This is a genomic window from Aeromonas sp. 130281 (assembly GCF_056642115.1).
This window is the reverse complement of record NZ_JBWVQS010000001.1, coordinates 700232-725941: the sequence shown is the minus strand read 5'-3', so window position 1 is coordinate 725941 and position 25710 is coordinate 700232. Positions and strand designations below refer to the sequence as shown.

Below are 25710 nucleotides of genomic sequence, written 5' to 3'. Positions count from 1 at the left end.
TGGCAAGGATCTGCGGCCCCCGTCTCTTAAATGTCTATTGATCTCAGGGTAATGCGTCGGCCCGGAAGCTGGCGCGGATCTGCGGCACCAGGGGCGAGGGGTCGAAGCCCTTCTCCTCCCCGAGCACCGGGTGGAGCAGGGGTCTGTCCTCTATGGGGGTGAGATCCCCCGCCAGCAGCGCTCGGGTGGCCTGGCCCATCTGGTAGAGCTGGCGCACCGGGGCAAACTGGCGATCGAGTGCGATGGCGCCATCGTTTCGGGTGAAGGCCATCATGGGGATCTGGTAGGGGGCATCCCGGGGGGGCTTGGCGCCATGGATGCCCTTGCCCGCCGACATCAGGAAGGGCTGGTGATCCCCGAAGGCCACCACCAGGTAGCGCTTGCCTGAGCCGTCCAGGGTCTTGAGCAGTCGCTCCAGAGAGGCCATGGCGTCCACCACCCCGGTGTAGTAGGTGTTGAGCAACTGCCTGTCCGCCGGGCTCTGATCCGGGCAGGCCCTGTCGATCTGCTGGGCCCGATAGCGATCCCCGTCGAAGGGGCCGTGCCCCTGCATGGTGACCGCGTAGGCGAACAGCGGCTTGTCATCCTGCTCGCTGCGCTTGATCAGGTGATCGATGAGGGCGTCGTCCGAGATGTAGAGCCCCTTGTGTTCCAGGGTAGTGAAGCGGGTGTCGAACCAGCGCTCCTGGTAGCCGAGCGCCGGAATAGCCTTGGCGCGGCCCCAGAACTTCTCCACATAGGGGTGGGCGAACAGGGTCTGGTAGCCGTTCTGCCTGGCGCTGCTGGCAAGGCCTGGCACCTTGTCCGAGAGGTAGTAGTAAGGCACCACCCCCTGCTTGAGCAGGCCCACCGGCAGGCCGGTGTTCATCTCGAACTCCGCCAGCACCGTCATGCCCCCCGTGGTGGGGGAGTGGATGGTCTTGTGCCACTGGGCCACCCCGGCGGGCAGGCTCAGGGTGGGGGCGGGGGCGCAGATCCTGCCCTGCCAGTCGAGCCAGAGGGACTCATATTGCAGCACTATCACCAGATCGAAGCGGGGCGGCTGGCCCGGGGCCGGCTGGCTGAGCTCTGGGGTGCGCTCGTTGATCTGCAGGGGGTAGCGGAAGATGTTGCCGCTTTGCAGCATCTCGTCCACCAGGTTGAACAGGTAGAGGCCGGGGCCGGCGCGGATGATGTCCCTGTGATAGTTGACCGCCCTGTCCACGTAGCGGATGTTGGCTCCCAGCAGTTTGTTGCCGGTCTGGGTGGCGAACACGCAGAGCGCGAAGAAGGCGGCGGTGGCGGCGGTGGTGCGCAGGATCCAGCGCGACAGCGCGAAGCGCCAGCACAGGAACAAGAGCCCCAGCAGGGCCAGCACCGGCAGCACGGGGTGCTGATCGAGCAGTATGTGCAGCAGGGCCATCAGGTTGCCGAGATCGTCCCCCCCCAGCGGCACCCCGTAGATGGCTATCTTCATGAAGTTCGCGAGCAGGCCTATCCCCGAAAGGGCCGTAAAGACCAGCCCCATATAAAGGTTGAAGCCCGCCAGGGCGCAGAGGCTCCAGCCCAGCACCATGCTGCCCCAGGCGAGGTAGTAGTGCTCGGGCCGAAAACCCGACCAGAGCAGAAACTCCCCCAGCTTGAACACCACGAAGCCGTGCAGCAGCACGAAGGTGAGGTTGCCGAGCAGCAGGCTGCCCAGCACCCGGGAGCGGTAGCTGCGACGCAGCCGCGGCAGCAGGGCCCTGAGCACGGCGGCGCTCACCAGCAGCACCAGCAGCAGGCTGGTCATCAGATAGGTCAGGTTGAAGCCGCGCTCCGGCAGGGTCTGCAGGATCTGGCTGTACTCGGCGCTCTCGGGTCTGTCTGCCAGCAGCAGGCCGATGCGCAGCTGGTAGCGGCTGTCCAGGGCGTCGTCGGGGGCGCGCAGGGCGCTATTGAGATCCAGGGTGCAGCGGTTCTGGCGACACTTCTGGCGCTTCTCCACCGCCTGGCTCAGCTGATCGATGCGAATGCCCTTGTCGTTGAGCAGCTCCACCCGCACCTTGTCCCCCGCCTGCAGCGGCTTGAGCAGTTGCCACTGGCTGCGCACCACCAGATAGAGGCCGCGACTGTCGCTCTTGTAGAGCAGGCTGTGGCGGGTGAGGGTGGCGATGGGCTGATCGGCGGGCCCCAGGATCAGCGGTTGTGCCTTCCCGAGCCAGCCGGCGGGATTGAGCAGCGGCAGGGCCAGGGTCAGCAACAGCAGGGCGATCAGCAGGCCGAACAACCACCCGGCCAGAGACCGGGAGAGGGAGGGGCTGTGACCACAGACGGGGGCATTCATAGGGGCTCATCCTTGGAGCGGGCAGGGCAGCAGTGCTGCATCTATTTTGACCCGATGGTGAGGGGCTTGTTCCTTGATGTCAATTTAATGACGACGGGATGAATCCTGGGTGACAGCCTGGGCGTGCAAATTGTGATCCCGATCCGGGAGGGGCACTCATTCTGTGATGAAAGCGTCATCATGGGGCTTTGCCGCTGGTCTGGGAGGGGGGCGCTGTTTAGTCTCTCAGTAACGGTTGGAGGTACATGTATGAATCCCAAGGTTGCGGCACGTCAGGCAAGATTGCTCCAGATGCTGGAGAACGGGGACGAGATCCGGATCGGGCGTGAGCGGGACTGCCCCCTGCCCCTGGCCCAGTTGACCAGGCTGACCGAGGATCACCCGGACGTCGTCAAGGTCTATGGTCACGGGCTCACCGCCGAGGTGTTCCACCTCAAGGTGGAGGGGCACCACTGGTGCCTGAAGCGCTGCCGGCCAGACTCCCTGGTGGCCAACGTCGACGGCAAGACCGCCTTTCTCACCGAGCTGGAGCGGCGCCGGGAGATAGAGAGCCTGCGGGAGCTGCACCCTACCATCCTCTCCAACGTGGTCTGCACCAGCTTCGGCTCCGCCCGCGCCGGGGTGCTGGTCTCCCCCTGGCTGAGGGGCGAGCCGGTGCGCAGGCTCAATGAGCGCAACCTGGCGCAGATGCTGGCGGTGGAGGCGGAGCTGGCCCGCTGGGGCTGGTTTGACTGGGATCCGAGCCCGGGCAACCTGCTCGACGACGGCCAGCAGATCTCGGTGTTCGACTTTGGCTACATGTGGCCCTTCGATCCCCTCCACGAGTTCAACTCCAACGGCCTCACCGATCCGGCGTTTCATGTGCCTGAGCGGCTGGAGACGCGCACCCTGTCCGGGCTCTGGCTGGAGCAGAGCGATCCCCTGCCGCTGTTTCGCCACTGGCGCACGCTCTGCCTCGCCTGGGCGAAGGGGGAGTTGCAGTACCTGAGCCGGGAGGGGGCCAGCGCCCCCGTGCTGGCCCGGATGCAGGGGTTGGTGGGGGAGTGGAGCGCGGCGCTGGCAAGCGAGCAGGCGCTCGCCGCCAACTGGTGGCGCGACATGTATCGCAGCCATCGGCTCGACATCCAGGACGATCTCAGCGGCAAGAGCTGCGGCCCCATGACCCTGCGCCGCCTCGACTGGCTGGAGCTGGCGGTGCGGGATCACTTCCCGGCGCTGGCCGATAACCTGGGGTTTGACGAGGCCGGGCTCAGCCAGGCTGCGCTGTTGCAGCGGCTGGGGGGGCTGCGCGAGCAGATCCGGGCCAACCTGTTGCCGACCCGGACCCGCCAGCCTGCGCGCTGACATGGGGACGACAGCATGACGAGAGGGGCGCATCGGCGCCCCTCTTCGTTGGTATAGGGTCGCCATGGGCTTCCCCTGATGCCAGCCCCTTTTCCCTCGCGGGGAGAAGGGGCTGGCAAGGTTTTGTCAGGCTCAGTCGAGCAGCTCCTGATGGAGGCGGTTGACGATGTGGCCCGCCTCGCTCTCCTTGACCAGGAAGCAGAGGTTGTGGGCGCTGGCGCCGTAGCAGATCATCCGGATGTTGTGCTCGCGAATGGCGTCGAACACCCGGCTGCCCACCCCGGCGGCCTCGCTCATGCGGTTGCCGATGAGGGCCACCAGCGCGAAGTCAGTCTCCACCTCCACCTTGCACAGCTGGCCGAGCTCCGCCAGCACCTTGTCGCCCAGGATGGGCTCGCCGTTGCTCTGGCTGCCGGTGTGATCCAGGGTCAGGGAGACGCTCACCTCGGAGGTGGTGATGAGATCCACCGAGATGCGGTGACGGGCCAGGATGCCGAACACCTCGGCCAAAAAGCCGTAGGCGTGGAACATGTTGAGGCTGTGCAGGGTGACCAGCACCTGCTGGCGGCGCAGGGCCACGGCGCGAAACAGCGGGTTGCTGCCGGTGCTGGCGCGGATCCAGGTGCCACCGGCTGCGGGATCCCTGGCGGAGCCGACGAACACCGGAATGTCCTGGCGCAGGGCGGGTTGCAGGGTGGCCGGGTGCAGCACCTTGGCGCCGAAGGTAGCCATCTCGGCCGCCTCCACGAAGCTGATTTCCGGGATGGGGCGGGCCCGGGTGACCAGGCGCGGATCCGTGGTGTAGATGCCGGGCACGTCGGTCCAGATCTCGATACTGCCGGCGTCCAGCGCCTCGGCGAGCAGGGCCGCGCTGTAGTCGGAGCCGCCCCGGCCCAGGGTGGTGGTGCGGCCATCGGCGTCGGCGCCGATGAAGCCCTGGGTGATGATGAGGCTGTCACCGAGCAGGGGGCCCAGGGTGGCTTGGCAGAGGGTGCGGGTGGCGGCCAGATCCACGGTCGCCTTGCCAAAGCGGCTGTCGGTGCGCAGCAGCTGGCGCGCGTCCTGCCACTGGGCCTTGATGCCCCGCTGGTGCAGCAGTTCGGTGAAGAGGCGGGTGGACATCAACTCGCCGCAGGCGATGAGGCGGTCGGCCAGCTCCGCATCGGTGTGCTGGCAGGCCTGGCGGGCCATGGTGCGAATCTCGCCAAGCTGGGCGTGGATGAGAGCGCTCACCTCGTTCGGGTTGCCGAGCGCCGTGAGTATGGCCTGCTGGATCCCGGTCAGCTTGTCGAGCTGGGCATCCTGCCCGGCTTCGTCCAGTTCACCCTGGGCCAGGCTCACCAGCAGGTTGGTGACCCCGGCGCTGGCGCTCAGTACCACCACCCGGGTCGCCGGATTGGCCAGCACCACGTCGGCGCAATGGTTCATGGCCGCGGCATCGGCGACACTGGTTCCGCCAAACTTGGCGACGTTGATCGGGTTCATTGCATACTCCTGTCTCAAGGTGAAAATCCGGTTTCATCGGGCAAAAGAGAGGAGGAGGCAGAAAATGGCAGGAATAGCGAAGGATCCCGGCCAGAAGCACTCCATCCGCGGTGCCCATCCCACAAGGATCCTGCTGGATGCCTGTGGGATGCACACGACCGATGACAACCCGGGGGATTCAGCCCCCGCAGCCGACGTTGAGGTATCCAGTTGCCTCACTCGTCTCGGCGCTGCTCCCCCTGACCCAAGTTCACCGGACTCTGGTGTCCTCCCTTGGGCTGCCTGGGCAGCGCTCCTCTTCTGGTGCCACCCTGGAGGGTGGCGTGCATGTAGAAATACCCTGCACTGGATTGCACTGTCAATCGAGTTTGTAAAAAAGTACACAATTGGCAACAACCAGGCACAAGATCAATCAGTTACGAAATGGTCTTGGACAAAACCTTGGAGCGGCGCTGCCAGTTGTAGAGCCGCTGGCGCGCCACCGGCAGATCTTCCACCTCCAGGGGATCGAAGCCCCGCTCCCGGAACCAGTGGATGGAGCGGGTAGTGAGCACGAACAGGCGGCGGATGCCGAGCCGCTTGGCCCGCTCGGCCACCTTGGCTACCAGCTGATCCCCCCGGTTGGAGTTGCGGTACTCGGGATGGATGGCGACGCAGGCCATCTCGGCCATGGCCTCTTCCATGAAGCAGTAGAGCGCCGCGCAGCCGATGATGAGGCCGTCGCGCTCTATGATGGTGAACTTGTCTATCTCCATCTCCAGCTGCTCCCGGGAGCGGCGCACCAGTATGCCTTCCTCCTCCAGCGGCCGGATGAGATCCAGGATGCCGCCGATGTCCTCTATGGTGGCGGCCCGCGCCCGCTCGGCGCTTTCGCGCACTATCTGGGTGCCGAGCCCCTCGCGGCTGAACAGCTCCTGCAGCATGGCGCCGTCATCCTGATAGCTCACCAGGTGGGAACGCGGCACGCCGCCGCGGCAGGAGGCGATGGCCGCGCGCAGGTAGCGGGCGGTGCCGGACATCTCCTCGCCCGCCTGCTCCAGCTCCACCAGCAGCTCCTCGGCCTGCTCGGGGAAGAGTTCGGAGATGGCCACGCCCTGCCTGTTCATCACCCCCTGGGTGCTGCTGAAGCAGATGAGCTTGTCCGCCTTGAGATCCACCGCCACCCGGCGCGCCACCTCTTCCGAGCTCAGGTTGAAGCTCTCGCCGGTGACCGAGCAGCCGATGGGGGAGATGAGCACCAGCCCATGCTGATCCAGCTGGCGGGTGATCCCCTCCACGTCGATGCGCCGCACCCGGCCGCTGTGGCAGTAGTCGATGCCATCTTCCACCCCCAGCGGCTGGGCGGTGACGAAGTTGCCGCTCACCACGCTGATGCGCGCCCCCTGCATGGGGGTGTTGGCCAGCCCCATGGAGAGCTGGGCCGTGATGTCGTATTGCAGGCCGCCGCACACCTGCTTGATGATGGCGAAGCTCTGATCGTCGGTGACCCGGATCCGTCTGTGGTATTGGGCCTGGATGCCTGCGCGGGCCAGCGCCTCGTCGTTTTGCGGACGCGAGCCGAACACCAGAACCAGGCGGATCCCCAGCGTCTGCAGCAGGGCGATGTCGCTCACTATGTTGGCAAAGTTGGGGTGGCAGATGGCTTCCCCGCCCATCATCAGCACGAAGGTGGCACCCCGGTGCACGTTGACATAGGGGGTGGATTGCCGAAAGGCATGGACCAGGCTGGGTTCGCGTTCACGCACGTGTTTCGTTCCATAAAAAAGCAGCAATTTGCTCAATATATGAAAATAAATTCATAAATCAAGACTAAATATTTGTTTTGATGTTTTGTGCCGCCATTTTGACCAGCCGTAGACGCCCTGCGCCCGGGCGAGCCGGAAGGCGGTCAGCCCGCTGAAGGGACCGCCCTGGTTGATCCGGGCTCATAACCTGTTATCTTCGGGGTTCCTTTTCGTCAGCCGCGTCGCGCGGGATTTTATTCAAGGACAGGGCATATGGAGCAGATTATTTCACCGGCAGAGGCCCTGCCGGGACGACGGGAAGCGCTGGCGATCGGCCAGCAGCATGCTGTCAACGGCCACCCGACCCAGGGCCCCTGGCCCGAGAGGATGGAGCTGGCCTGGTTTGGCATGGGTTGTTTCTGGGGCGTGGAGCGCCTGTTCTGGCAGCAGCCCGGCGTCTATTCCACCGCCGCCGGTTATCAGGGGGGCCTGACGCCCAACCCCACCTACAAGGAGGTGTGCAGCGGCCTGACCGGTCATGCGGAGACGGTGCAGGTGGTGTTCGACCCCAAGGTCATCAGCTATGGCGAGCTGCTCAAGCTATTCTGGGAGCAGCACGATCCGGCCCAGGGCATGCGCCAGGGCGGCGACATCGGCACCCAGTACCGCTCGGTGATCTTCTATGGGGATGAAACCCAGGAGGCCATCGCCCAGCAGAGCCTGGCGGCCTACCAGCAGGCCATGATGGCGAGCGGCGATGCCCGCGCCATCACCACCCGGATCCTGCCGCTGGCGCCCTTCTACTACGCCGAGGATTACCATCAGCAATATCTGGAGAAGAACCCGGAAGGCTATTGCGGACTGGGGGGCATTGGCGTCTGCCTGCCCCCCAGCCTGAACCGCTGAGGCGCAGTCTGGATAAAACAGGGGCCATTAGGCCCCTGTTTCGTTTTTTTGAAAGAAATATTAAAAAAAGCATCCTGGCCGGGAACTTAACCGAACCTCGGCAGACTAATAGGGTAGCTACCATGGACGGCAGCCAAGACCAGACATATTTCTTGCCTCGATATTCATTCAACTGACAAGCGCGATGAATCGGAAGTGATAGCAAGCAGGGCTGCCCTTTGAGGCGGCCCTTTTCATTGCGGATCGTTGCGGGCCCTGCGGCCGCGGGGGAGGGGACTAGCCGATGGTGCTGTCGAACAGGTTCTTGATGAGATCGATGAACTCATCGAGGAAGGCGTGCTGGGCCGGGGTGGGCGCCCGCAGCCAGACGGCGGAGAGCACCTCCTCCAGATCGGCCACCACGGCGTCGGCCTCCTGCATGATCATGAAACGCACCTTGGGGTCGAGCTGGGGGTTCTGCTCGCAGATGGCCATGAGGTTGCCTGCCACCCGGTTGCTCACCAGATCCTCTATGGTCTGGGTGCCCGTGCCCTGCTGCTGGCTCTCGAACAGGCCCAGACTCTCTACCAGATACTCGATAAGCGCAATATAACCGTCGCTCTCTACCACCATGATGGCTGCCTTCATTCATCGCTTTGGGGAAATGGTGGGTATTTTAGTGGCTGGCCCCCGCTTGGCAAGCGGCAGTAGAGGCGATGGCGGACAAAACTGACCCCGCCGCGCTCCACGGTTTCCAATCCGGCCTGCTCGAAGCCGTGGCGCAGAAAGAGCGCGAGGCTGAAGGCGCTGGCCTCTGTGGTCAGGCTGTGCAGGCCCAGCTGGCTCGCCGCCTGCAGCGCCTGCGCCAGCAGCAGGCCGCCGAGCCCCTGGCGCGGATGATCCGCACTCACATAGAGCAGGCTGAGGTGGCCGTCATCGCTTAAGGTGACAAAGCCAAGGGGGATGCCCTCCTGCTCGATGATCCAGCCGTGGTGCTCGCGCAACTGGCTGGCGAGACCCGGATGACGGGCGCCCAGCGCCCATTGCTCCACCTGCGCCGGGCTGTAGTGCTCCGGGCCCATGCGGCGCACCGACTGTTCGAACAGGGTGAGCAGGTCGGGGATATTGCGCTCATCCAGGGGAACGACGCGATAGAGGTCAGGGTTTAGGGAGTGCGGAGCAGGGGAATCAGACATGGGAGGGCTCATGGTTTGGAATGGGGGGTCGGCGCCTGTGGCCGCTTGGCTTTGGGCAAGCCCGCCACCACCCGCTGGTAGGAGTGTTCAATCCAGCCCTGCCAGAGCTCGGCGTCCAGATCCTCGCTCAGGGTCACCGTATTCCAGTGCTGCTTGTTCATGTGCCAGCCGGGTTTGACCTCGGGGTGGATCTCTCGCAGCAAAAGCGCCAACTCCGGCTCGCATTTGAGGTTGATGGTCAGCGGTTCGGCCTGCCAGTCCACCAGGGCGAACATCTTGCCGGCGATGCGATAGACCAGGATCTCCGGGCCGAAGGGGGTATCCTCGGTGGCCCCCGGCTGGCTGAGCAGAAATTCGCGCAAAAGGGTGAGCGTCATACAGGCCTCCAGGCTGGTCCGATCATGAGAGCAAGCATATTCATCGAGGCGAGGCTTCTGTTAATATGCCCGCCGAGTATATCCCTCAACCCCCCGGGAGCCCATAAGATGTTGTACCACAAGACCTTTGAGCTGGGCCCCGATCGGGATTGGGTGGTGTTCGTGCACGGTGCCGGCGGCAGCTCCTCCATCTGGTTCAAGCAACTGCGGGCCTACCGGGAGCACTTCAACGTGCTGCTGCTGGACCTTCGCGGCCACGGCCAGTCCAACCAGTTGCAACAGGTGGTCAAGGGGCACTACAGCTTTCGGGCCGTGACCGAGGACATACTGCGGCTGCTCGATCACCTGCGCATTCCCCGCGCCCATTTTGTCGGCATCTCCCTTGGCACCATCCTCATTCGCCACCTGGCCGAGCTCTGCCCCGAGCGGGTCAAGAGCATGGTGCTCGGCGGCGCCATCCTGCGCCTCGACATCCGCTCCCGGGTGCTGGTGCAGCTCGGCCGGGTCGGCCAGCACATACTGCCCTACATGTGGCTCTACCGCTTGTTCGCCTTCATCATCATGCCGCGCCAGCACCATCAGGAGTCCCGCAACCTCTTCGTGCGCGAGGCCCGCAAACTCTGTCAGAAGGAGTTCAAACGCTGGTTCCGCCTCGCCACCGAGGTCAACCCCTTGATGCGCTACTTCAAGGAGCGCGCCCTGCCCATTCCCACCCTCTACGTGATGGGGGAGGAGGATCATATGTTCCTCGCCCCGGTGCGCGAGCAGGTGGCCCGGGACCCCTACAGCCGGCTCGAAATCATCGAAAACTGCGGCCACGTCTGCAACGTGGAACAGCCGGATCACTTTAACCGGCAGTCGTTGGCGTTTATCTCTACCCAGGCCTGTGCTCCCAAGCACCCACTATGACAGCCAGAGCTTTAGCAATTGCCGCACCGGTGAAATGGGGCTGAGTCAGGTGATAACTAGATCTGTACAAACTATGCCCCCCCAATAGTCAAAGCGGCTGGTATGAACAAATACATTTCCCTGATAATCTCTACTGTTGAAATATGCAATTAAATTCGAATTTAATAAAATGACTTTTCTTTACTCTTTACTATGATTTTGCACTTGTTGAACTCGGATAGTTTACTGTCTAGCCAGCGACCAAAGATCATCATTTTTTTCTCGAATCGTCCCTCTTTATAATGGGCAATATACCTTTCAAAGTTATCTGGCTCAAAGCCTTCGGCAATCAATGCTGATATAGCTTGATGAAAATGCTTTGGTGGATATTTTGTGTTGTGAAACTTAGTATCTATAACTCGCTCAATACGAAATATACTATTAGTGTATTCAATATTTTTTTTAGGTATCTCCATCGTACCATCATCTGATTGACAAACAACAATGAACTCTTCATCATCTCCCGGTAATTCGAGATCTTTCAGTGTGTAGGCGCTGGCCCAAACCCAATCAATAGGACAGTCAATAGATATTTTTAGTTGCCGATTGAATGCACTGCATAAATGGTTGAAAAAAGTAATGGTTTGGAAGTAATAGCTTATTCTATCACCATCTATTTCTTCTAGCAGTTTTGCACATACAGAAGCCTCGATACCATCAATGCCCCTAACTAAGTTTATTTCATGGGCGTGTTTTTTCATTTCTTTTTGAGTATGAGAATATATTCTTTGGATATCTTTTACTGCACCATGAGGCTCATTGTTACTAATATATTCAAAGTGTGATGAGTTGAGAACAATGTCATAAGTCCCTGGTCGTCTAACGATCCCTAAACCTTTTCTCATTAGATATGAAAGAACTTGTCTTGCCTGGCAATTCTGTCCATGACCATTGTAGACGATTGGGTTTATATTTTTATATTTATTTATTCGGCGCTTGTTAACTAGTAAGGCTTCAAGAAGATCATCTTCGATCTCAGTCCTATCGCAATCAGAGAAAATGCTTCTCCCTCTAAAATGGCGTAGATTCATGTAAAAACACCCTTATTTTTAATTAGCATCACAGTACAACATAGTAACTGTAATGTAACCTTATATCGCTTTGTTTACAAGTTGACAATAGATATATGTGGCTGAATTATCAACTAGGATAATGTTACTCATTATCAGAAGCATTGATGCGTAGGGCCTTGTCATAATCTAACTGCAAAGTTCAGACGTACAATACGCACTCAATACTATGTCAAATATCATATGAGTATAGTTGTATTTTATTTATAATAACCATTGGCTTTGGCAAGGAAGTAGATAAATATATCCATCAAATAATCACTAGTCTAAACAATAGGAAATTCACCTGATTGAATTGTCTTTGAGTAAAAATGTAATCTCATCATAGTATGTGCCGGATCATATCCATATATCTGACTCTATGGGCATCCCTTGATACTGAAACGGCTTCTTTGTAATAGTCAGCAGCTGGTTAGATAGATACTAATTTTGGCTTTATAAATCCAGATGGGGCTCTGATTGTATCCATCAATACCCCGTCATCTCCAGATAGCCCAGCCCTTGGGCATCTCCTTCTACAACCACAGCCCCCTCCCAGTAATCGAAGCGTCCCGTCATGGCCTGATTGGGCTGGCGCGCCTGGATAACGAGGTTCAGATCCCCGGCCTTAAGCTGCCACTCGACGGGGTAGTCTTGCCCCTTGGGGCCGCGCCAGGTCTTGCCGGGGGTGAGGACGATGGATTCCGGGGAGAGTACCCGGCTGCTGCCGTCCCGCTCGATCAGTATGCCGTAGCGGTTCTCCGGCTCAGTGTGTCCGGCCTTGGTGCGCAGGCGAAACAGCATTAGCTCGCGGCCATCTTCAAACTGCAGCGAAAACCAGTCCCAGCCCGATTGCCACTGGGCCAATACCGAGCTGCTCCACTCGTGATCGAACCACCCCTGGCCCGTGACATTGCGGGTCTCTCCCTCCAGGATCAAAGTGCCGCTAAGCGTCAGGCGCGGGTAGGAGTAGTAGAAGGAGGCGTTGCCCGGGCTCTTCTCGCTGTAACCCTCCCTGCCTTGCAGCACCACTGGCTTGGCGGCGCTCACCTTGAGGTTCAGCTCACCCATCTTGCTCTGCACCTTGAGGGTGGCGGGAAAGAGCGATTCCCCTTGAGAGGCGAGCACCCACTCCTTGAGCCAATACTGGCCGCCACTGGCGCCGGCGAGCCCAGGTCCCTGGCGGCTGGTGCGCTCGTCTTGCAGATGCTTGCCGGTGGCTAAATCCGTGATGGCGAACTGGGCCAGCCAGAGCTGGGGGCTGAGCCAGGGGTTGTCCGATTGTATCTGCTGCTCGATACCCTGGCGAAACAGGGTCCACTGCAGGCCGTAGTCGCGCCCCTGCTCATCTTGCAGGTTGCCGGTGAGATACCACCACTCGGATCTGTAGTCGGGGTGGGCGCCGTGATCGGCGGGCAGCCGGATGGGTTGGCCCGGCAGGGCCTTCTTGAATTTATCGCTGCCGCCGCCAAGGATGCTCCCCAGATCGCTGGCCTGCGCGTTGCCGCTCATGGCAATAAGCGGGATCAAGAGGGCTGCGAGCCACAGGGTCCGTAAAGAGGACAAGATTCCCCTCACCCTGGCCCTCTCCCGAAGGGAGAGGGGATGGTTCGCGGCAGCTCTATGCGCTTCTCTGCGCTGAATCAAGAGCGGTGACAGGGATGTGGTCAATGGGAGCGTCAAGCCATGGCCGAGCCAGTGCGGTAACCGATATTTCATACCACTCTCCTTGCGGCATACCAGGAGGCGAGCGCTCCGCACACCGGCGCCAGCAAGAGCGCCGTGACGGCGTGCAGGGGGGCGGCCTCGAAGGCGAGGCGCCAGCCGAAGGCGCGGGGGTTGACCACTTCAATCAGCACCCAGGCGAGGCCATAGCCCACCGGCAGGGCCAGCAGCGCGGTGAGCAGCCCCAATCCCGCCCCTTGCCACACCAGCAGGCGGCGGCAGTGGCGGGGGCCAATCCCTAGGCTCTGCAAGGTCTGCAACTCGCCGCGCCTGGCCAGCCCCAGCACCATAAAGGCGGAGCCTATGCCGACGAAGGCGATGCCGAGGATCAGCAGTTTCAATAGCTCGGTCACCACAAAGGTCTGATCGAACACCTTGAGCGCCGCGGCGTGGATGGCGGGGGCAGGCAACAGGTTCACCCGCTCGCCAAGGCGCGAGCGCAGCCGATCGCCGAGGCGCTCGGGGTCTGGGCTGAAGAGGGCCAGGGATTGCACCGCCCCCCCTTCGAAGGCGTGCAGTATCTGCCCCTTGTCGCTGCCGTAATCCTGATAGACCCCGGTGACGGTGAGCCGCCTTGGCCCCCCTTCGCTCGTTACATCCAGGGTCTGGCCCACCCTGACCCCGAGGCGCACCGTGAGCGGTTCGCTCGCCAGCACCTCGTCGGGGGCGGCGGGCCAGCGCCCGGCCAGCAAGGGGTAGGCGGCCTTGAGCTCGGGGATAAAGTCCATCTGCGCCCACTCGATGGGGTGTCCCTGCCAGCGGGCGGGGAGCACGGCGCGGCGCGAGGCGGCGCTCACCTGCGGCTCGGCGAGGATGGCGGTCAGGGTCTGCTCGCTCAGCTGGCCTCTGCTGCCCGCCACCCCCTTGGGGGCGCTGACATAGAGATCGGCGGCGAGACGCTGGCCGAGCCAGATCTCCACGCTCGAGCGAAAGCTCGACACCATGACCCCGATGCCGATGGCCGCGGCGATGGCAAGTTGCAGCGCCATCACGGCGATGGCGGTGCGATCCAGATGGTATTGGGTCTCGGCCACCCCGAGCCGGACGCTGAGGGGGCCGTGCCCGCGCAGCCGCCCCAGCAGCGCGCGCAGGGCATCGGGCAGGGCGAGGGCCATGGCGAGCAGCCAGCCCCCGGCCACGAAGAGGGCGCCCCCCAGGCCGGTCTGCGGCAACAGGAGGCAGAGGGAGCAGAGCAGCAGTATGGCGATGGCGAACAGGCGTCTGCGCCAGGGATAAACCGGCGGGCGGCTGCTCCCCTCCCGCAGTTCAAGAGGGGATTGGCGCAGCAACTGCCACCAGCCGGGCAGGTTGGCGGCAAGGGTGCCAGCCAGGCCTATCAGCAGCGCCTTGATGAGGCTGGCGGGGGAGAGGCGCAGCAGGTCGATGGGATTGGGGCCATAAAGGTCGGCCAGCGCCTGGGTGAGCTGCCCCATGAGGGCCAGCGCCAAGAGGCTGCCGAACAGCAGCCCGAGCAGGGTGCCTAGGGTGGCGAGGATGGAGAGCTCCAGGGCCAGCCAGCGGAGCACCCGGCTTGGCGGCATCCCGAGGATGATGAGCTGGGCGAGCTGGGGGCGGCGCACGCTCTGCACGAAGCGTTGGGCGTTGAACACCAGAAACAGCCCTACCGCCATGGCGAGCAGGGAGAGGGCGCTGAGGTTGAGGGCCAGGGCATCCCCGAGCTGGCTGGCATCGAGGGCCGGGCTGATGGGCTCGAGCCATAAGGGCTGAGCGAGGAACTCGGCTCCCTGCGCGGCCTGCAAGGCGCTTTGCAAGGCTTTTTGCAAGGTATTGGCCTGCGCATCGCTCAGCTTGAAGACGATGCGATCCAGCCTTCCGGCCTTGCCAAGCAGTGACTGAGCGAGACCGATGTCGGTCACCAGCAGCCGCTCCATGGGAACGGCGCCCGGCTCGAAGGTGCCTGCGAGGGTGAGGGTCAGGGGGCGCTGCCCCTCATCGCCCAGCATAAAGGCCCGCGACTGGCCCGGTTGCCAGTCAAGGCGCCTTGCCTCGGGGGCCGAGAGCCAGACGCTGTCGGCGCGGCTCAGGGTGAAGTCGGGCTTGCGCCCCGGTTGCTCCCCAAAGAGTCGGCGCAAGGGGCCCGGGTTGAAGAGATCCATCCCCAGCAGCTGGAAACTGCGCCCCTGCTCGTCCTTGAGCCAGGCGTGCAGTTCTGGCATGGCGTCCAGACCTGGCTGGCTTCGCACCAGCGTCACATAGAGCTGCTCATCCAGGCCGCCCTGGGGGGCCAGGCGGTAGTTCGCTTCCCCCGCAAGCTGGCTGCGGGCGGCGACGAAGTTGGTGCGGGCGCTGTGGTTCAAGAGCTCGATGGCCACCACCAGGGTGACCCCCAGCATAAGCCCCGCCAGGCTCATCAGCAGCAGCCAGGGGTGGGTGCGATAGAGGCGCAGCAGCGCCTTCAGCGGCAGCATGGCTCATCCTTGCGGCTTGCATCACCCATGGGGTCTGCCCTCGAGCAACTGCCCCCCTTCCAGGCGCAGCACCCGATCCGCCAGGGCGCCATAGCCCGGGTTGTGGCTCACCAGCAAGAGGCCGGCGCCGGTATCGCGCACCGCCGCCATCATCAGCTCCATCACCTGCTCGGCGTTGTGCTCGTCGAGACTCCCGGTGGGCTCGTCTGCCAGCAGCCAGGTTGGCTGGTGAACCAGGGCCCGGGCCAGGGCCACCCGCTGGCGCTGGCCGCCGGAGAGCTGCTCCGGCCAGGCGTGGCGCTTGTGGCTCATCCCAAGACGCTCCAGCAGGGCATCGAGGCGCGCCATGTCCCGGGGCAGGTGGTTTATCTCCAGGGGCAGGCAGAGATTTTCCAGCACGGTGAGGGTCGGCAGCAGGTTGAAGTCCTGATAGACGATGCCAAAATGCCGGCCCCGCAAACGGGCCCGCTCGTCCGGGGACTGGGTGTCGAGCCGGGTCTCTCCCAGCCAGATCTCCCCCTCGTCCGGGGTGATGAGACCGGCGATGAGGTTCAGCAGGGTGGACTTGCCACAGCCGCTCTGCCCCAGCAGCAGACAGGTTTCCCCCGGGGCGAGCTTGAGATCCAGCCCCTCAAACAGGGGGAGCGTCTCGCCGCCGCTGGCGAAGCGTTTACTGAGGTTGCGCAGGTTCAGCATGGGATAACCGGTTGATGGCCAATGGCTTTCACAATGTCAGTCACTATGCCAGTTAGTGATCGCGCCTGCAAAAGGGATGAGGATCCTTGCTGGATCCCGCTCGCCAGAGGTGGTTAGAATAGGGGCTTCCATGGGTCACAGGATGAGCAAGGATGTTACACAAGCAAGTCAGTTTTATCGTCGACAGCAAGGGGGCCAAGCAGGCAGCCGTAGTCCCCATCGATATCTACAACGAGCTGATGACCCTGCAAAAGGCGCTCTCCGACAACAAGCCCGGCGAGCGCGAGCTCTACCACTTCAACGGCAAGGGTGCCGAGGCCCATGGCTATCCGGTGGGCAAGCGGCAGAACCCCGGCTTCATGGTGCAGGCGGGCTCCACCGCCAATGGGGAAGATGCCGCCTCCCTGCGCGAGGCGGTGATCGAGCTGCGCCAGGAGCTGCTGGCCAAGGGGGTGCTTGTGCCCCGGGCCGAGGGGGGCTTCGTGTTCGGCGCCGATCAGCTGTTCAACAGCCCGAGCCTGGCCGCCAGCCTGGTGGCGGGCAACAACAGAAGCGGGCTGGATGCCTGGCAAAACAGCGCAGGCTACACCCTCAAGCAGTCCGGTTTTGGCAAAAAATCCCCCTGATATCCCCTGAGTCGCGCCGCTAGGTCGAGGCGGGCGGCTCGTCCTGCGGACAGGGATGAGGGTGACTTCCCTGTCCGCTGCTAGCCTCAATGCCAGACGGTTCTCAAGAGACGCGCACTCATGTCTGGATCCTCACGCCTTGCCCCCTTGTCCGGGCTCTGCCTGTTCTGCGGCCCCGCACTGGCCGAGGGCCCCCTCGCCCTGACCCAGAGTGGCGTTGGCGTATTCGCCCTCGTCATCTTCGTGCTCGCCTACCTCCTGGTGATGGCCGAAGAGTACCTGAAGCTGCGAAAATCCAAGCCGGTGCTGATCGCCGCCGGCATCATCTGGATAGCCATTGGCGTCGTCTATGCGGACGCGGAGCAGAGCCCCCTGGCCCACGAGGGGTTTCGGCAGAACCTGCTGGAATACGGGGAGCTGATGCTGTTCCTGCTGGTGGCCATGACCTACATCAACGCCATGGAGGACAGGCTGCTGTTTGCCGCCCTGCGCGCCCGCCTGGTGCGGGCCGGGCTCAGCCTGCGCACCCTGTTCTGGCTCACCGGGTTGCTGGCCTTCTTCATCTCCCCCGTGGTGGACAACCTCACCACGGCGCTCCTGATGTGCACAGTGGTGCTCAATGTGGCCAACGAGGATCGCCGCTTCATCAACCTGGCGTGCATCAACATCGTCGTGGCGGCCAATGCCGGCGGCGCCTTCAGCCCCTTTGGCGACATCACCACCCTGATGGTGTGGCAGGCGGGCAAGGTGCCCTTCGGCCAGTTCTTCGCGCTCTTCATCCCCGCCCTGCTCAACTTCCTGATCCCGGCCCTCCTGATGAGCCTGATGGTGCCGCGCCATGCCCCCAGGGTGCTGGACGAGGAGGTGACCCTCAGGCGCGGGGCCGTCGCCATAGTGTTGCTCTTCCTCCTCACCATAGGGACGGCCGTCGCCTGCCATCACTTCCTGCACCTGCCCCCGGTGCTCGGCATGATGACGGGGCTCGGCTATCTGCAATTTTTCGGCTTCTACCTGCGCAAGACCCAGCCAGGTGCCCTGGCGCGGGAGCGCGCCCTCTATGAGCGCACCGGTGACGAAGCGCGGCTGCTGCGTCTCGGCTCCATAGTGCCGTTCGACGTGTTCAACAAGATTGCCAAGGCCGAGTGGGACACCCTGCTCTTCTTCTACGGGGTGGTGATGTGCGTCGGGGGGCTCGGCTTCATGGGGTATCTGGCGCTGGCGTCCCAGCTCCTCTATCAGGGGGATCCGATCCAGGCCAATGTGCTCATCGGCCTGCTCTCCTCCGTCATCGACAACATTCCCGTGATGTTCGCCGTGTTGTCGATGGAGCCGCAGATGAGCACGGGGCAGTGGCTGCTGGTGACCCTGACCACTGGGGTGGGGGGCAGCCTGCTCTCCATCGGCTCCGCCGCCGGGGTGGCCCTGATGGGGCAGGCCAGGGGCATGTACACCTTCCTCGGTCACCTCAAGTGGTTGCCTGCCATTTTGCTTGGCTATATGGTCAGCATAGGGGCGCATCTGTGGCTCAACCGCGCCCTGTTCTGAGCACAATCGACACAGCAGGGGAAAGGGACTATGGGACAACTGTTCGAGGCGCTCTCGCCGCGCCATGTGGCCTTTATCGAGGCGCAGAAGATCTATTTTGTCGGTACGGCGGCGAGGGAGGGCACGGTCAACCTCTCCCCCAAGGGCGGGGATTCGTTGCGCATTCTCGATGCCCATACCCTGGCCTGGCTCAACCTGACCGGCAGCGGCAACGAGTCGGCGGCCCATGTGTTGCAGAACCCGCGCATGACGGTGATGTTCTGCGCCTTCGAGGGGGCGCCCATGATAGTGCGGGCCTATGGCCAGGCGCGGGTGCTGCACCGGGGCGATCCTGACTGGGAGACGGCGCTGGCGCGTTTCCCGGCCAGCGTGGCGGCCCGCCAGATCTTCCTGCTCGACATTGAACGGGTCCAGACCTCCTGCGGCATGTCGGTGCCCCTGTTTGACTATCAGGGGGACAGGGAGGATCTCGCCAACTGGTCGGCCCGCCAGGGCAAGGAGGGCATAGAGGCCTACTGGCGCAAGAAGAACCAGCTGAGCCTGGATGGCGTGGAGAGCGAGATCCTGGCTCGCAGTGGCTTGGAGGCCGATGCCTGAGGGCCGCGCCCCTGATGCAAAAAGCCCTGTCCGGTGGACAGGGCTTTTTCGTGTCGGCATCGCGGTGAGCCGAAGGGATCGTCAGGCCGCCCTGGCGCGCTTGCCGGTGAGCAGCCAGTAGCAGAGCGCCGAGCTCAGGCCACAGGCGGCGATGGCGATGGCCATGGGCAGCGGCGACTCGGGGGGATTGAGGTTGACCAAAATGCCCACCACGGCGCCTATGCCAAAGCGAAGGGTGCCCGCGAGCGCCGAGGCGGTGCCCGCCGACTGGGGGAAGTGGCCCATCAGGCCCGTCATGGCGTTGGCCCCCACCAGGCTGATGTGGCCGACGAAGAGCACCACTGGGATGACGATGCCCCACAGGCCCCCGGTCTGGCTCCAGGCGTTGTAGATGAGCAGAGCCCCGGCCAGCGGCAGCACCGTCAGGCCGTACTGCAGCATGCGCTCGGCGCCCACCCCCTTCACCAGACGGCTGTTGACGAAGGTGACCACCATCATCAGCAGGATGTTGAGGCCAAAGAGCCAGCCGTAGTGCTCGGTCGGTACCTTGAAATACTCGATATAGACATAAGGGGAGGCACTCAGGAAGGCGAACATGCCCGAGCTCGACAGGGCGCCGCACAGCACATAGCCCATGGCGCCGCGGTGGGAGAGCACGCCCCAGTAGTTGCGCAGCACCTGGCCGAGCTTGAGGGGCTGCTTGTGTTCGGGTTTGAGGGTCTCCTCTATCTTCCACTGCATCACCACGCAGATGAGCAGGCTGATCCCCACCAGCAGCCAGAAGATCACCCGCCAGTCGGCATGGGCGCTGATGTAGCCGCCCACCACCGGGGCCACCAGGGGGGCCAGCGTCATCACCAGGATGACGAAGGACATGGCCCGCGAAAACGCATCCTTCTCGAACAGATCCCGCAGCAGGGCATTGACCACCACGGATCCCGCCGCCCCGCCGGCGGCCTGCAGCATGCGCCAGGCCAGCAGCTCCGGCAGGGAGTCCGCCAGGGCGCAGCCCACCGAGGCCACGGCGAACATGGAGAGGCCCGCCAGGATCACCGGCTTGCGGCCGAAGCTGTCGGCGAGCGGCCCGTAGAACAGCTGGCCGATGGCGAAGCCGCCGAGGAAGGCGCTGATGGTGAGCTGGGCCCCGTCTATGCTGGTGGCCAGATCCCGGGCAATGGCCGGAATGGCGGGCAGGTACATGTCCACCGCGAGCGGGGTCAGGCCCGCCAGGGCGCCGAGCAGGATGAACAGGAAGCGGGGAGAGAGGGTCGTGGCTTGAGGCATAGGGTATCCGAGTCGTGGCAGGGCCGGGAAAAGGGGCAAGTGCTGAGTCTATCAGCTTTGGCAGGCTTGGGCAGGTCTATCCTGTCCCGGGCCCAGAGGTCAGATCTGCGACGGACTCAGCGCACCGGACGCCTTGCCCTGTGGTGGCACAGAAGCAGCCAGCCGAGCCACCCGAGCAGGGAGAGGGCATTGCCTGCCCGCTCGGGCCAGCGCGCCGTCAGCCTGAGGGTGAGGCTGTGGCTGCCCGCCGGCACCCAGAGCTGCATCAGGCCCTGGGGGTTGGCACCCACCGTCAGCATCAGGCGCTCGTCGAGCCAGGCCTGCCAGCCGGGGTAATCATACTGGTGCAGGACCAGCCGGGTCGGCACGGCCGCCGTTACCGCCAGGGTCAGGGTCCTGGGCTGCCAGCGGTGCACTGTCCAGCTGGCGCCCGGGGGCTCGGCGCTCACCGGGGGCTGGAACTCGTCCTTCCAGGCGAGCAGGGTGGGGGCGAACATGCCCCCCGGCACCTGTCTTGGCCTGTACTCCCGGGCGCTGCGCTTGCTGTCGAACTCGAGGGCCATGGCCTCCCGGGTGGGGGCCTGGGTGAGGGGGGCGTGGCGCACATAGGCCAGGGTGGAGAGGAGGGTCAGCAGCAGCATGCCCCACCAGAGCCACTGCCAGGGACGGTGAGTGGGGGTGCCGAGCGCCACCACGGCGATGGTGGCCAGGGTGAGGATGAGATTGAGCCGCCAGGGAAACTGTACCCGTTGCAGGGGGGGCAGCAGGCTCCAGAGGGGCTGGCTCACGGGCAGCATCATCAGGAAGGCGGTGACGCCGATCGCCCCCCAGCACAGCAGCTCGGGGTGGCGCGGCTCGCGGGCGGCGGCCCAGGCGATGAGCAGCAGAGCCAGGGTCAGCAGGCTCTGCCACGCCAGGTGACCGCGAAAGCGCCAGTCCCCCCAGCCCGAGGGCAAACGGTCGAGGAAGTTGCGCCTAAAGTCGAACATGCCGCCGCGCATCAGCTCCATGGAGATGGCCCCCTGATCCGCCAGGGCGGGCAGCAGCAGGGCCGCCGCCATGCAGAGCCCCAGCCCCTGGGCCCCCAGGGCTATCCAGCAGGGCGCCAGGGTGCGGGATCGCCAGGCGAACCAGAGGGCTCGCACGCTGACCAGCCCCATCAGCAGCAGCAGGCTGGGCAGGTGGGAGAAGGCCAGCAGCGCCAGCCCCAGGATCAGCAGGGGCAGGCCCTGGCGCAGGCCGCGATGGGCGAGATCCTGGCCAAGCAGGATCAGCGGCGCCCAGGCGAAGGCCCAGAACTCCGCCAGGGCGAAGCGGGCATAGAGATCCATGGCCAGGTGATAGGGCAGGATCAGGTAGAGCAGGCTGACCGCCAGGGCCCGGCCCGGGGGCGTGGTGGCGCGCAGCCACAGATAGGCGAACGTGCCCGAGAGCAGCAGCGCCAGGGTGGCGCTCCCGAGCAGGGGGTAGATGGCCTGCTGGGCGGGGGCACCGGGGCCGGCAAAGAGGGCGCTGACATAGTAGGGGAGCGGGGGATAGAAGAAGAAGGTGGGGCTGCCAAAGCCGCCATTCATGGCCATCAGCCAGCGGGGGTAGAGCTCCCCCTGCCACAGCTGGCGGGCAAAGTAGTGGCCGGAGAGCAGGTGGTGGAACAGATCGTGCCCCTGAGTGCCCCCCTGCAGCCAGACAGGCAGCACCAGGAGCGCACTGGCCAGCGCCAGAACCAGGGGCACCAGTGCCCACTCCTTGCCTCCCTTCATGCATCCTCTCCCTGCCACGCCCATGCGCAGTGAGTGTAGACGAGTCAGCTGACGCAGCGACGCGTTTGGGCCAGATGTCAGCGCGGGATGGCGAGCCAGAGGCCGGGTTCGGCGCCAAAGCGGGGGGCAAACCAGTGCCCCTGGTGGGGGAGCGGCATCTCGCTCTGCGCTATGGGGCGGCGGCTGAGGCGGCAGGCCCCCTGGGTGAGTGCAAGGGCGGCATCCCCCTGATACCAGCCGTCCGTCACCGGCAGGGTCGTGGTTTCCCTAAGCAGCCTCACCCCCCACTGGGTCACCAGGGCCGGACACGTCTGCTCGGCCAGCCGGGCGGCCTGTACCATGGCGGGCGGCGCTGGCGCTGTGAGTGTGGTGCAGAGCAGCAACAGGGCTCCCAGCATGGCAGGGCGCTCGCCCCATCGGGGCAGCCTGCCCGCCAGCAGCACTATACCGAGCAGGGTGATGGGTGCCAGATGGCGGGGATTGTCCGGGTTCTGGCCAAACAGGGTCCAGAGCAGCAGGGCGAGCCAGTAGAACGACCAGAGCGGGGAGAGGGCGGCAGTCTGGCCCTTTGACCGCTGCCAGAGCGGCAGCAGGAGCAAGGCCCCCATCAATAGGGGCCAGAGCGGGGTGAGCTGATCGTTGAAGGTGCGCGCCCAGTTCAGCAGCCGATCCCCGTGGGCCGCCGCCGTGTTGCCCCAGAGGGTGAAGTGGCCGTCGGTAAAGCGCCGCCCCTCGGCAAAATAGGCCCAGCCATCGGCCTGCCAGACAAAGAGCAGACTGATAAGCCCCACCAGGGTGATGGGGAGCACAAACCTTAAGCGCGTTCCCTGCTGCGCCATCCCGAGCCAAAGGGGGAGCAGGGCCAGCACGAAGTAGGAGGGGCGCAGCGCCAGCAGCAATCCAAGCAGCAGACCCGCCAGCGCGATTTTGCGATGCTGCAAGGCCAGCAGCGCCCCGAGCCAGGCGGCCAGCGCCGGCCCATCCGAGAGGCCGGAGAGCGCCAGGGTCGGGGTGAGCGGCAGAGCCAGCACCAGCAGCCAGACCGGCGCCAGCAGGTTTGGCCGTTGCCATAGTTTCACCGCCAACAAGGCGGCGAGGGGCGCTATCAGCGCTGTGCCGAGCAGGCTGGCCCACTGCACCGCGCGGGCCGGGTCGTCTACCGCGAGGTTGATCAGTCGCGCCAGCCAGATAAAGGCGGGGTAGCCCGGAAAGTGGGGGGAGAACTCCAGCACGCTAAAGCGCACTACCCCATGGGCGAAATTGAGGGCGTCGTCGGAGTCGAGCGCCACCGGGAAGGTAAATAGCCAGCCCGTCCAGACCAGTTGCAGCAGGGCAAGCAGCCAAATGGCGGTTGTGCAGGGGGAAGCCCAACGCCGAGACCTTGCCTTCCCCCTCATCCCCAGCCCTTCTCCCGCAAGGGGAGAAGGGGGCAAACCGGCGTGCGGGTGCATCTATCGGCCGGTCGTGCGTAGGGTGGGTAGAGCGCAGCGAAACCCACCATTTGTCACAGCGAGGTGGCGCAATGAGTGGCTGGTGGCCATCAGAGCGGTGCCAGCACGGCCATCAGCGCTTTTTCGGCATCGCTAAAGGCGGTGGCATCGGCGGGCTTGGCACCTACCCCGAATACCCCCGGGTTGCCGATGGCATCGAGCACCTTGGCCAGCGCCTGTTCGGCCGCCTTGCGATCCCCTTCATTGAGGGAGGGGAGGATCAAGTCGAGGAAGCGCTTGCTCTTGACCACCAGCACCTTGGCAGTCTGGTAGTCGCCAAGGTTCTGAGCCGCCCCTTCGAGGCGGCGCTCGATCTCCGCCTTGTAGGCGCGGTTGAGCAGGGCAGCGGTGGTGGCCGCGTCTTTCCCCTTGATGGCGGCGGCCAGGGGCGCTTGCAGTGTCACCTTGTGGTGCTCTTCCAGATAGGTCAGCTCGTCGGCAATCTCGCTCAAGGTGGCGCTGGCGTCCTTGCCGTCAGTGGCGGCGCCAAGCAGCGCCTCGCGGGCGTCGATCAGCGGCTCCTTGCCGGCGGCGGCGTAGGAGTAAGCCTGCGCCTGACCGCTCAGGGCTAGCAGCAGGGTGAGGGCAAGCAAACCCGGGCGTATGGTCATCCTGTTCTCCTTGTTGATTTGTTCTGACGGCATGGCGCCAGTCCTGATGAGTTGGACCCCCGACGCTCCCCTTGTCAGGGGAGGGAGTTTTACCCTGCCCCTTTCGAAGGGGGAGGCCGGGAGGGGGTTGTTCTTGTTGCTACGCCACGCTCTGGGTCTCGATGACGGTATTTTCGTTGCGATGGTTATAGATGGCGTGGCGTCTGTCCACCCCGTCGATCACCATGTCGGCGGCCATCATCCCCATCTCCATGGCGGTGTCGGTGAAGATGTAGCGGAATGTCCCCTGACGGCCGGTCATGATGAGGTTGGCTATCGGCATCAGCGCCTGGATGGCGTCGTTGCGGCGGGCCTGATAGCCGAGATCCATCAGCGGATAGGCGTACTCGCTGCGCGCCTCGAAGGTCTCGTCGCCAAGCTTCTGGGTATCGACCCCAAGGCTCGCCAGATCTTCTGTCACCCGGCCGCGCAGATCGGCCAGCGGCGCCTGCCAGGTGGCATCCCCCGGATTGCAGGGGATCTCCAGCATCACCGAGCTCTGGCCTTCTGGCGCCATAAAGGGGCTGCGCCGGCGCGGCTCCTGCAGACGGGTGGCCAGGATATGGGGGTCGGAGAGGTACTGCCAGGTGTTGTCCGACAGGTTTTCCTGTTTGAGGGGCATATTGACGAAGCGCAGGGATCGGTAGTGCAGATCGCAGGGCAAGCCCAGATGCTGGCAGGTGAGCGGTAGCGGCAGGGTGGAGATCACCTGATCAAATTGCTCGCTTTGTTCCACGTTATCTTGTGACCAATAAACCCGTTCGATGCGGCCATCAGCCTGCTCGAGGCGGGTGATGGTGGCGCCGGTCTTGAGTTCGACTCCCTCTGCCACCAGCCGCTCCCCCAGGGTGGTGAAGATCTGGCCGAAGCCGTACTTTGGATAACGATACTTGCGGGCATAGGTGCGCACCGAGAGGTTGCCCTTGCGCCTTGGCAGCAGGCGGCGCGCCACGTCTTTCAAATCGATGAGGCTGATGCGCTGGCCGGCCCAGTCGGCGGAGAGACGGTCAGGGTTGATGCCCCACAGCTTGCCGGTGTAGCCCTCGAAGAACTGGCGGTAGAGGGTGCGACCGAAGTGGCTCTGGATCCACTCGGCAAAGCTCGCCTTGGCAAAATCGGTGGGCTTCTTGGCAAAGGGCAGCAGCAGCAGATCCTTCACCGTACCGGCCATCAGCGGCAGGGGGGCGGTTTTCAGCAGGTTCGGCAGGTTCAAGGGGTAGTCATAGGTGCGCCCGCCAAAGCGGATCACGCTCTTTCGCTCGGCGTGGAGCAGATCGTCCCCCATCAGCTCGTCGATAAAGGCGAGCAGCTCGGGGTTCTTGGTGATGAAGCGGTGACCACCGTAGTCGAAGCGATAGTCGCCATCGCGCCCCTTGAAGGTCTGGGTGGCGCACATGCCGCCGACGACCGGCTCCTGTTCGAACAGGGTGACCGCAAAACCGGCCTGGCAGAGGCGCCAGGCGGCCATCAGACCGGCGGGCCCGGCACCCAGTACCGCAATCTTCTTTTTGTTGTCGCTCATGAGTGTTCCGACACTGCTTGATAGATAAGGGAGCCGCACCAGGGCGCGGCCCCCGAATGGGGTTGCAACCGCG

General features: G+C 63.7%; 21 protein-coding genes and 1 riboswitch. Of the genes, 6 read left to right on the top strand and 15 right to left on the bottom strand.

Annotated features, from left to right (window positions below; genetic code table 11):
- Positions 1-43 precede the first annotated feature (43 nt).
- Positions 44-2305, bottom strand: coding sequence for an LTA synthase family protein (locus tag AC1IN8_RS03140; RefSeq protein WP_479758040.1), 2262 nt, complete (start codon positions 2303-2305; stop codon positions 44-46).
- A gap of 249 nt (positions 2306-2554) precedes the next feature.
- On the opposite strand from AC1IN8_RS03140, the gene AC1IN8_RS03135 reads away from it, so the two are divergent.
- A complete protein-coding gene (locus tag AC1IN8_RS03135; RefSeq protein WP_265436214.1) occupies positions 2555-3649 on the top strand; it encodes a protein kinase family protein in 1095 nt (364 codons plus the stop codon).
- Between the two features lie 132 nt (positions 3650-3781).
- Here AC1IN8_RS03135 and lysC read toward each other — a convergent pair whose 3' ends face one another.
- A complete protein-coding gene (gene lysC / locus AC1IN8_RS03130) occupies positions 3782-5134 on the bottom strand; it encodes a lysine-sensitive aspartokinase 3 (RefSeq protein WP_479758039.1) in 1353 nt (450 codons plus the stop codon).
- Positions 5135-5220: 86 nt separating this feature from the next.
- Positions 5221-5442, bottom strand: a riboswitch (Lysine riboswitch).
- Positions 5443-5550: 108 nt separating this feature from the next.
- Entirely contained in the window at positions 5551-6879 is a 1329-nt protein-coding gene (gene argA, locus AC1IN8_RS03125; RefSeq protein WP_479758038.1) for an amino-acid N-acetyltransferase, read from the bottom strand.
- Between the two features lie 252 nt (positions 6880-7131).
- Here argA and msrA point away from each other — a divergent pair, with 252 nt between their 5' ends.
- Positions 7132-7764: a peptide-methionine (S)-S-oxide reductase MsrA gene (gene msrA / locus AC1IN8_RS03120; RefSeq protein WP_479758036.1), complete on the top strand. Its 633-nt coding sequence runs from the start codon at positions 7132-7134 to the stop codon at positions 7762-7764.
- A gap of 276 nt (positions 7765-8040) precedes the next feature.
- On the opposite strand, the gene AC1IN8_RS03115 is transcribed toward msrA, so the two are convergent.
- The 3 genes from AC1IN8_RS03115 to AC1IN8_RS03105 are packed head-to-tail and all read right to left on the bottom strand — an operon-like array spanning position 8041 to position 9316.
- Positions 8041-8376: a DUF3802 family protein gene (locus AC1IN8_RS03115; RefSeq protein ID WP_139436190.1), complete on the bottom strand. Its 336-nt coding sequence runs from the start codon at positions 8374-8376 to the stop codon at positions 8041-8043.
- 11 nt (positions 8377-8387) lie between these two features.
- Positions 8388-8951, bottom strand: a complete 564-nt coding sequence (locus AC1IN8_RS03110; protein ID WP_479758035.1) for a GNAT family N-acetyltransferase — start codon at positions 8949-8951, stop codon at positions 8388-8390.
- Complete coding sequence (locus AC1IN8_RS03105; protein ID WP_479758033.1) at positions 8948-9316, bottom strand: MmcQ/YjbR family DNA-binding protein; 369 nt, start codon at positions 9314-9316, stop codon at positions 8948-8950. The genes AC1IN8_RS03110 and AC1IN8_RS03105 overlap by 4 nt, the downstream gene beginning before the upstream one ends.
- Before the next feature lie 108 nt (positions 9317-9424).
- On the opposite strand from AC1IN8_RS03105, the gene AC1IN8_RS03100 reads away from it, so the two are divergent.
- A complete protein-coding gene (locus AC1IN8_RS03100; RefSeq protein ID WP_479758032.1) occupies positions 9425-10225 on the top strand; it encodes an alpha/beta fold hydrolase in 801 nt (266 codons plus the stop codon).
- A gap of 161 nt (positions 10226-10386) precedes the next feature.
- Here the strand turns inward: AC1IN8_RS03100 and AC1IN8_RS03095 are convergent, their stop codons facing one another.
- The 4 genes from AC1IN8_RS03095 to AC1IN8_RS03080 form a co-directional block, all read right to left on the bottom strand.
- Entirely contained in the window at positions 10387-11295 is a 909-nt protein-coding gene (locus AC1IN8_RS03095) for a hypothetical protein (protein WP_479758031.1), read from the bottom strand.
- Between the two features lie 507 nt (positions 11296-11802).
- Complete coding sequence (locus tag AC1IN8_RS03090) at positions 11803-12843, bottom strand: lipocalin-like domain-containing protein (RefSeq protein WP_479758455.1); 1041 nt, start codon at positions 12841-12843, stop codon at positions 11803-11805.
- A 185-nt stretch (positions 12844-13028) separates the two neighbouring features.
- Positions 13029-15467 carry an ABC transporter permease gene (locus tag AC1IN8_RS03085; RefSeq protein ID WP_479758030.1) on the bottom strand — a complete coding sequence of 813 codons (2439 nt, stop codon included), beginning with the start codon at positions 15465-15467 and terminating at the stop codon, positions 13029-13031.
- 21 nt (positions 15468-15488) lie between these two features.
- The gene (locus AC1IN8_RS03080) at positions 15489-16163 is read right to left on the bottom strand and encodes an ABC transporter ATP-binding protein (RefSeq protein ID WP_479758029.1); all 675 of its coding nucleotides are present in this window, start codon (positions 16161-16163) and stop codon (positions 15489-15491) included.
- Between the two features lie 152 nt (positions 16164-16315).
- On the opposite strand from AC1IN8_RS03080, the gene AC1IN8_RS03075 reads away from it, so the two are divergent.
- The 3 genes from AC1IN8_RS03075 to AC1IN8_RS03065 all read left to right on the top strand — a co-directional run bounded on the left by AC1IN8_RS03075 (position 16316) and on the right by AC1IN8_RS03065 (position 18931).
- A complete protein-coding gene (locus AC1IN8_RS03075) occupies positions 16316-16789 on the top strand; it encodes a DUF4357 domain-containing protein (protein WP_404838215.1) in 474 nt (157 codons plus the stop codon).
- Between the two features lie 120 nt (positions 16790-16909).
- Positions 16910-18334 (top strand): sodium:proton antiporter NhaD, encoded by a 1425-nt coding sequence (gene nhaD, locus AC1IN8_RS03070; protein ID WP_479758028.1) that lies wholly within the window; start codon positions 16910-16912, stop codon positions 18332-18334.
- A 30-nt stretch (positions 18335-18364) separates the two neighbouring features.
- Positions 18365-18931: a pyridoxamine 5'-phosphate oxidase family protein gene (locus AC1IN8_RS03065; RefSeq protein WP_247626697.1), complete on the top strand. Its 567-nt coding sequence runs from the start codon at positions 18365-18367 to the stop codon at positions 18929-18931.
- 81 nt (positions 18932-19012) lie between these two features.
- Here AC1IN8_RS03065 and AC1IN8_RS03060 read toward each other — a convergent pair whose 3' ends face one another.
- From AC1IN8_RS03060 to AC1IN8_RS03040, 5 genes are all read right to left on the bottom strand, one after another.
- Positions 19013-20215: a Bcr/CflA family multidrug efflux MFS transporter gene (locus AC1IN8_RS03060; protein ID WP_247626696.1), complete on the bottom strand. Its 1203-nt coding sequence runs from the start codon at positions 20213-20215 to the stop codon at positions 19013-19015.
- A 116-nt stretch (positions 20216-20331) separates the two neighbouring features.
- Positions 20332-21975 (bottom strand): hypothetical protein, encoded by a 1644-nt coding sequence (locus AC1IN8_RS03055; RefSeq protein WP_479758027.1) that lies wholly within the window; start codon positions 21973-21975, stop codon positions 20332-20334.
- A 77-nt stretch (positions 21976-22052) separates the two neighbouring features.
- On the bottom strand, positions 22053-23372 hold the full coding sequence (locus AC1IN8_RS03050) for a hypothetical protein (RefSeq protein ID WP_479758026.1): 1320 nt from the start codon (positions 23370-23372) through the stop codon (positions 22053-22055).
- A gap of 143 nt (positions 23373-23515) precedes the next feature.
- Positions 23516-24076: a hypothetical protein gene (locus AC1IN8_RS03045; protein WP_479758454.1), complete on the bottom strand. Its 561-nt coding sequence runs from the start codon at positions 24074-24076 to the stop codon at positions 23516-23518.
- Between the two features lie 139 nt (positions 24077-24215).
- The gene (locus AC1IN8_RS03040; RefSeq protein WP_479758025.1) at positions 24216-25637 is read right to left on the bottom strand and encodes an FAD-dependent oxidoreductase; all 1422 of its coding nucleotides are present in this window, start codon (positions 25635-25637) and stop codon (positions 24216-24218) included.
- Positions 25638-25710: the final 73 nt, after the last annotated feature.

Excerpts from the sequence above, each read along its gene's own strand:
- AC1IN8_RS03060 (WP_247626696.1), bottom strand. The coding sequence starts at position 20,215 with ATGCCTCAAGCCACGACCCTCTCTCCCCGCTTCCTGTTCATCCTGCTC.
- AC1IN8_RS03105 (WP_479758033.1), bottom strand. The coding sequence starts at position 9,316 with ATGACGCTCACCCTTTTGCGCGAATTTCTGCTCAGCCAGCCGGGGGCC.
- msrA (WP_479758036.1), top strand. The coding sequence starts at position 7,132 with ATGGAGCAGATTATTTCACCGGCAGAGGCCCTGCCGGGACGACGGGAA.
- AC1IN8_RS03080 (WP_479758029.1), bottom strand. The coding sequence starts at position 16,163 with ATGCTGAACCTGCGCAACCTCAGTAAACGCTTCGCCAGCGGCGGCGAG.
- AC1IN8_RS03095 (WP_479758031.1), bottom strand. The coding sequence starts at position 11,295 with ATGAATCTACGCCATTTTAGAGGGAGAAGCATTTTCTCTGATTGCGAT.
- AC1IN8_RS03135 (WP_265436214.1), top strand. The coding sequence starts at position 2,555 with ATGAATCCCAAGGTTGCGGCACGTCAGGCAAGATTGCTCCAGATGCTG.
- AC1IN8_RS03040 (WP_479758025.1), bottom strand. The coding sequence starts at position 25,637 with ATGAGCGACAACAAAAAGAAGATTGCGGTACTGGGTGCCGGGCCCGCC.
- AC1IN8_RS03065 (WP_247626697.1), top strand. The coding sequence starts at position 18,365 with ATGGGACAACTGTTCGAGGCGCTCTCGCCGCGCCATGTGGCCTTTATC.
- lysC (WP_479758039.1), bottom strand. The coding sequence starts at position 5,134 with ATGAACCCGATCAACGTCGCCAAGTTTGGCGGAACCAGTGTCGCCGAT.
- AC1IN8_RS03140 (WP_479758040.1), bottom strand. The coding sequence starts at position 2,305 with ATGAATGCCCCCGTCTGTGGTCACAGCCCCTCCCTCTCCCGGTCTCTG.
- nhaD (WP_479758028.1), top strand. The coding sequence starts at position 16,910 with ATGTCTGGATCCTCACGCCTTGCCCCCTTGTCCGGGCTCTGCCTGTTC.
- AC1IN8_RS03085 (WP_479758030.1), bottom strand. The coding sequence starts at position 15,467 with ATGCTGCCGCTGAAGGCGCTGCTGCGCCTCTATCGCACCCACCCCTGG.
- AC1IN8_RS03075 (WP_404838215.1), top strand. The coding sequence starts at position 16,316 with ATGTTACACAAGCAAGTCAGTTTTATCGTCGACAGCAAGGGGGCCAAG.
- AC1IN8_RS03100 (WP_479758032.1), top strand. The coding sequence starts at position 9,425 with ATGTTGTACCACAAGACCTTTGAGCTGGGCCCCGATCGGGATTGGGTG.
- AC1IN8_RS03045 (WP_479758454.1), bottom strand. The coding sequence starts at position 24,076 with ATGACCATACGCCCGGGTTTGCTTGCCCTCACCCTGCTGCTAGCCCTG.
- AC1IN8_RS03115 (WP_139436190.1), bottom strand. The coding sequence starts at position 8,376 with ATGGTGGTAGAGAGCGACGGTTATATTGCGCTTATCGAGTATCTGGTA.
- AC1IN8_RS03110 (WP_479758035.1), bottom strand. The coding sequence starts at position 8,951 with ATGAGCCCTCCCATGTCTGATTCCCCTGCTCCGCACTCCCTAAACCCT.
- AC1IN8_RS03050 (WP_479758026.1), bottom strand. The coding sequence starts at position 23,372 with ATGAGGGGGAAGGCAAGGTCTCGGCGTTGGGCTTCCCCCTGCACAACC.
- AC1IN8_RS03055 (WP_479758027.1), bottom strand. The coding sequence starts at position 21,975 with ATGAAGGGAGGCAAGGAGTGGGCACTGGTGCCCCTGGTTCTGGCGCTG.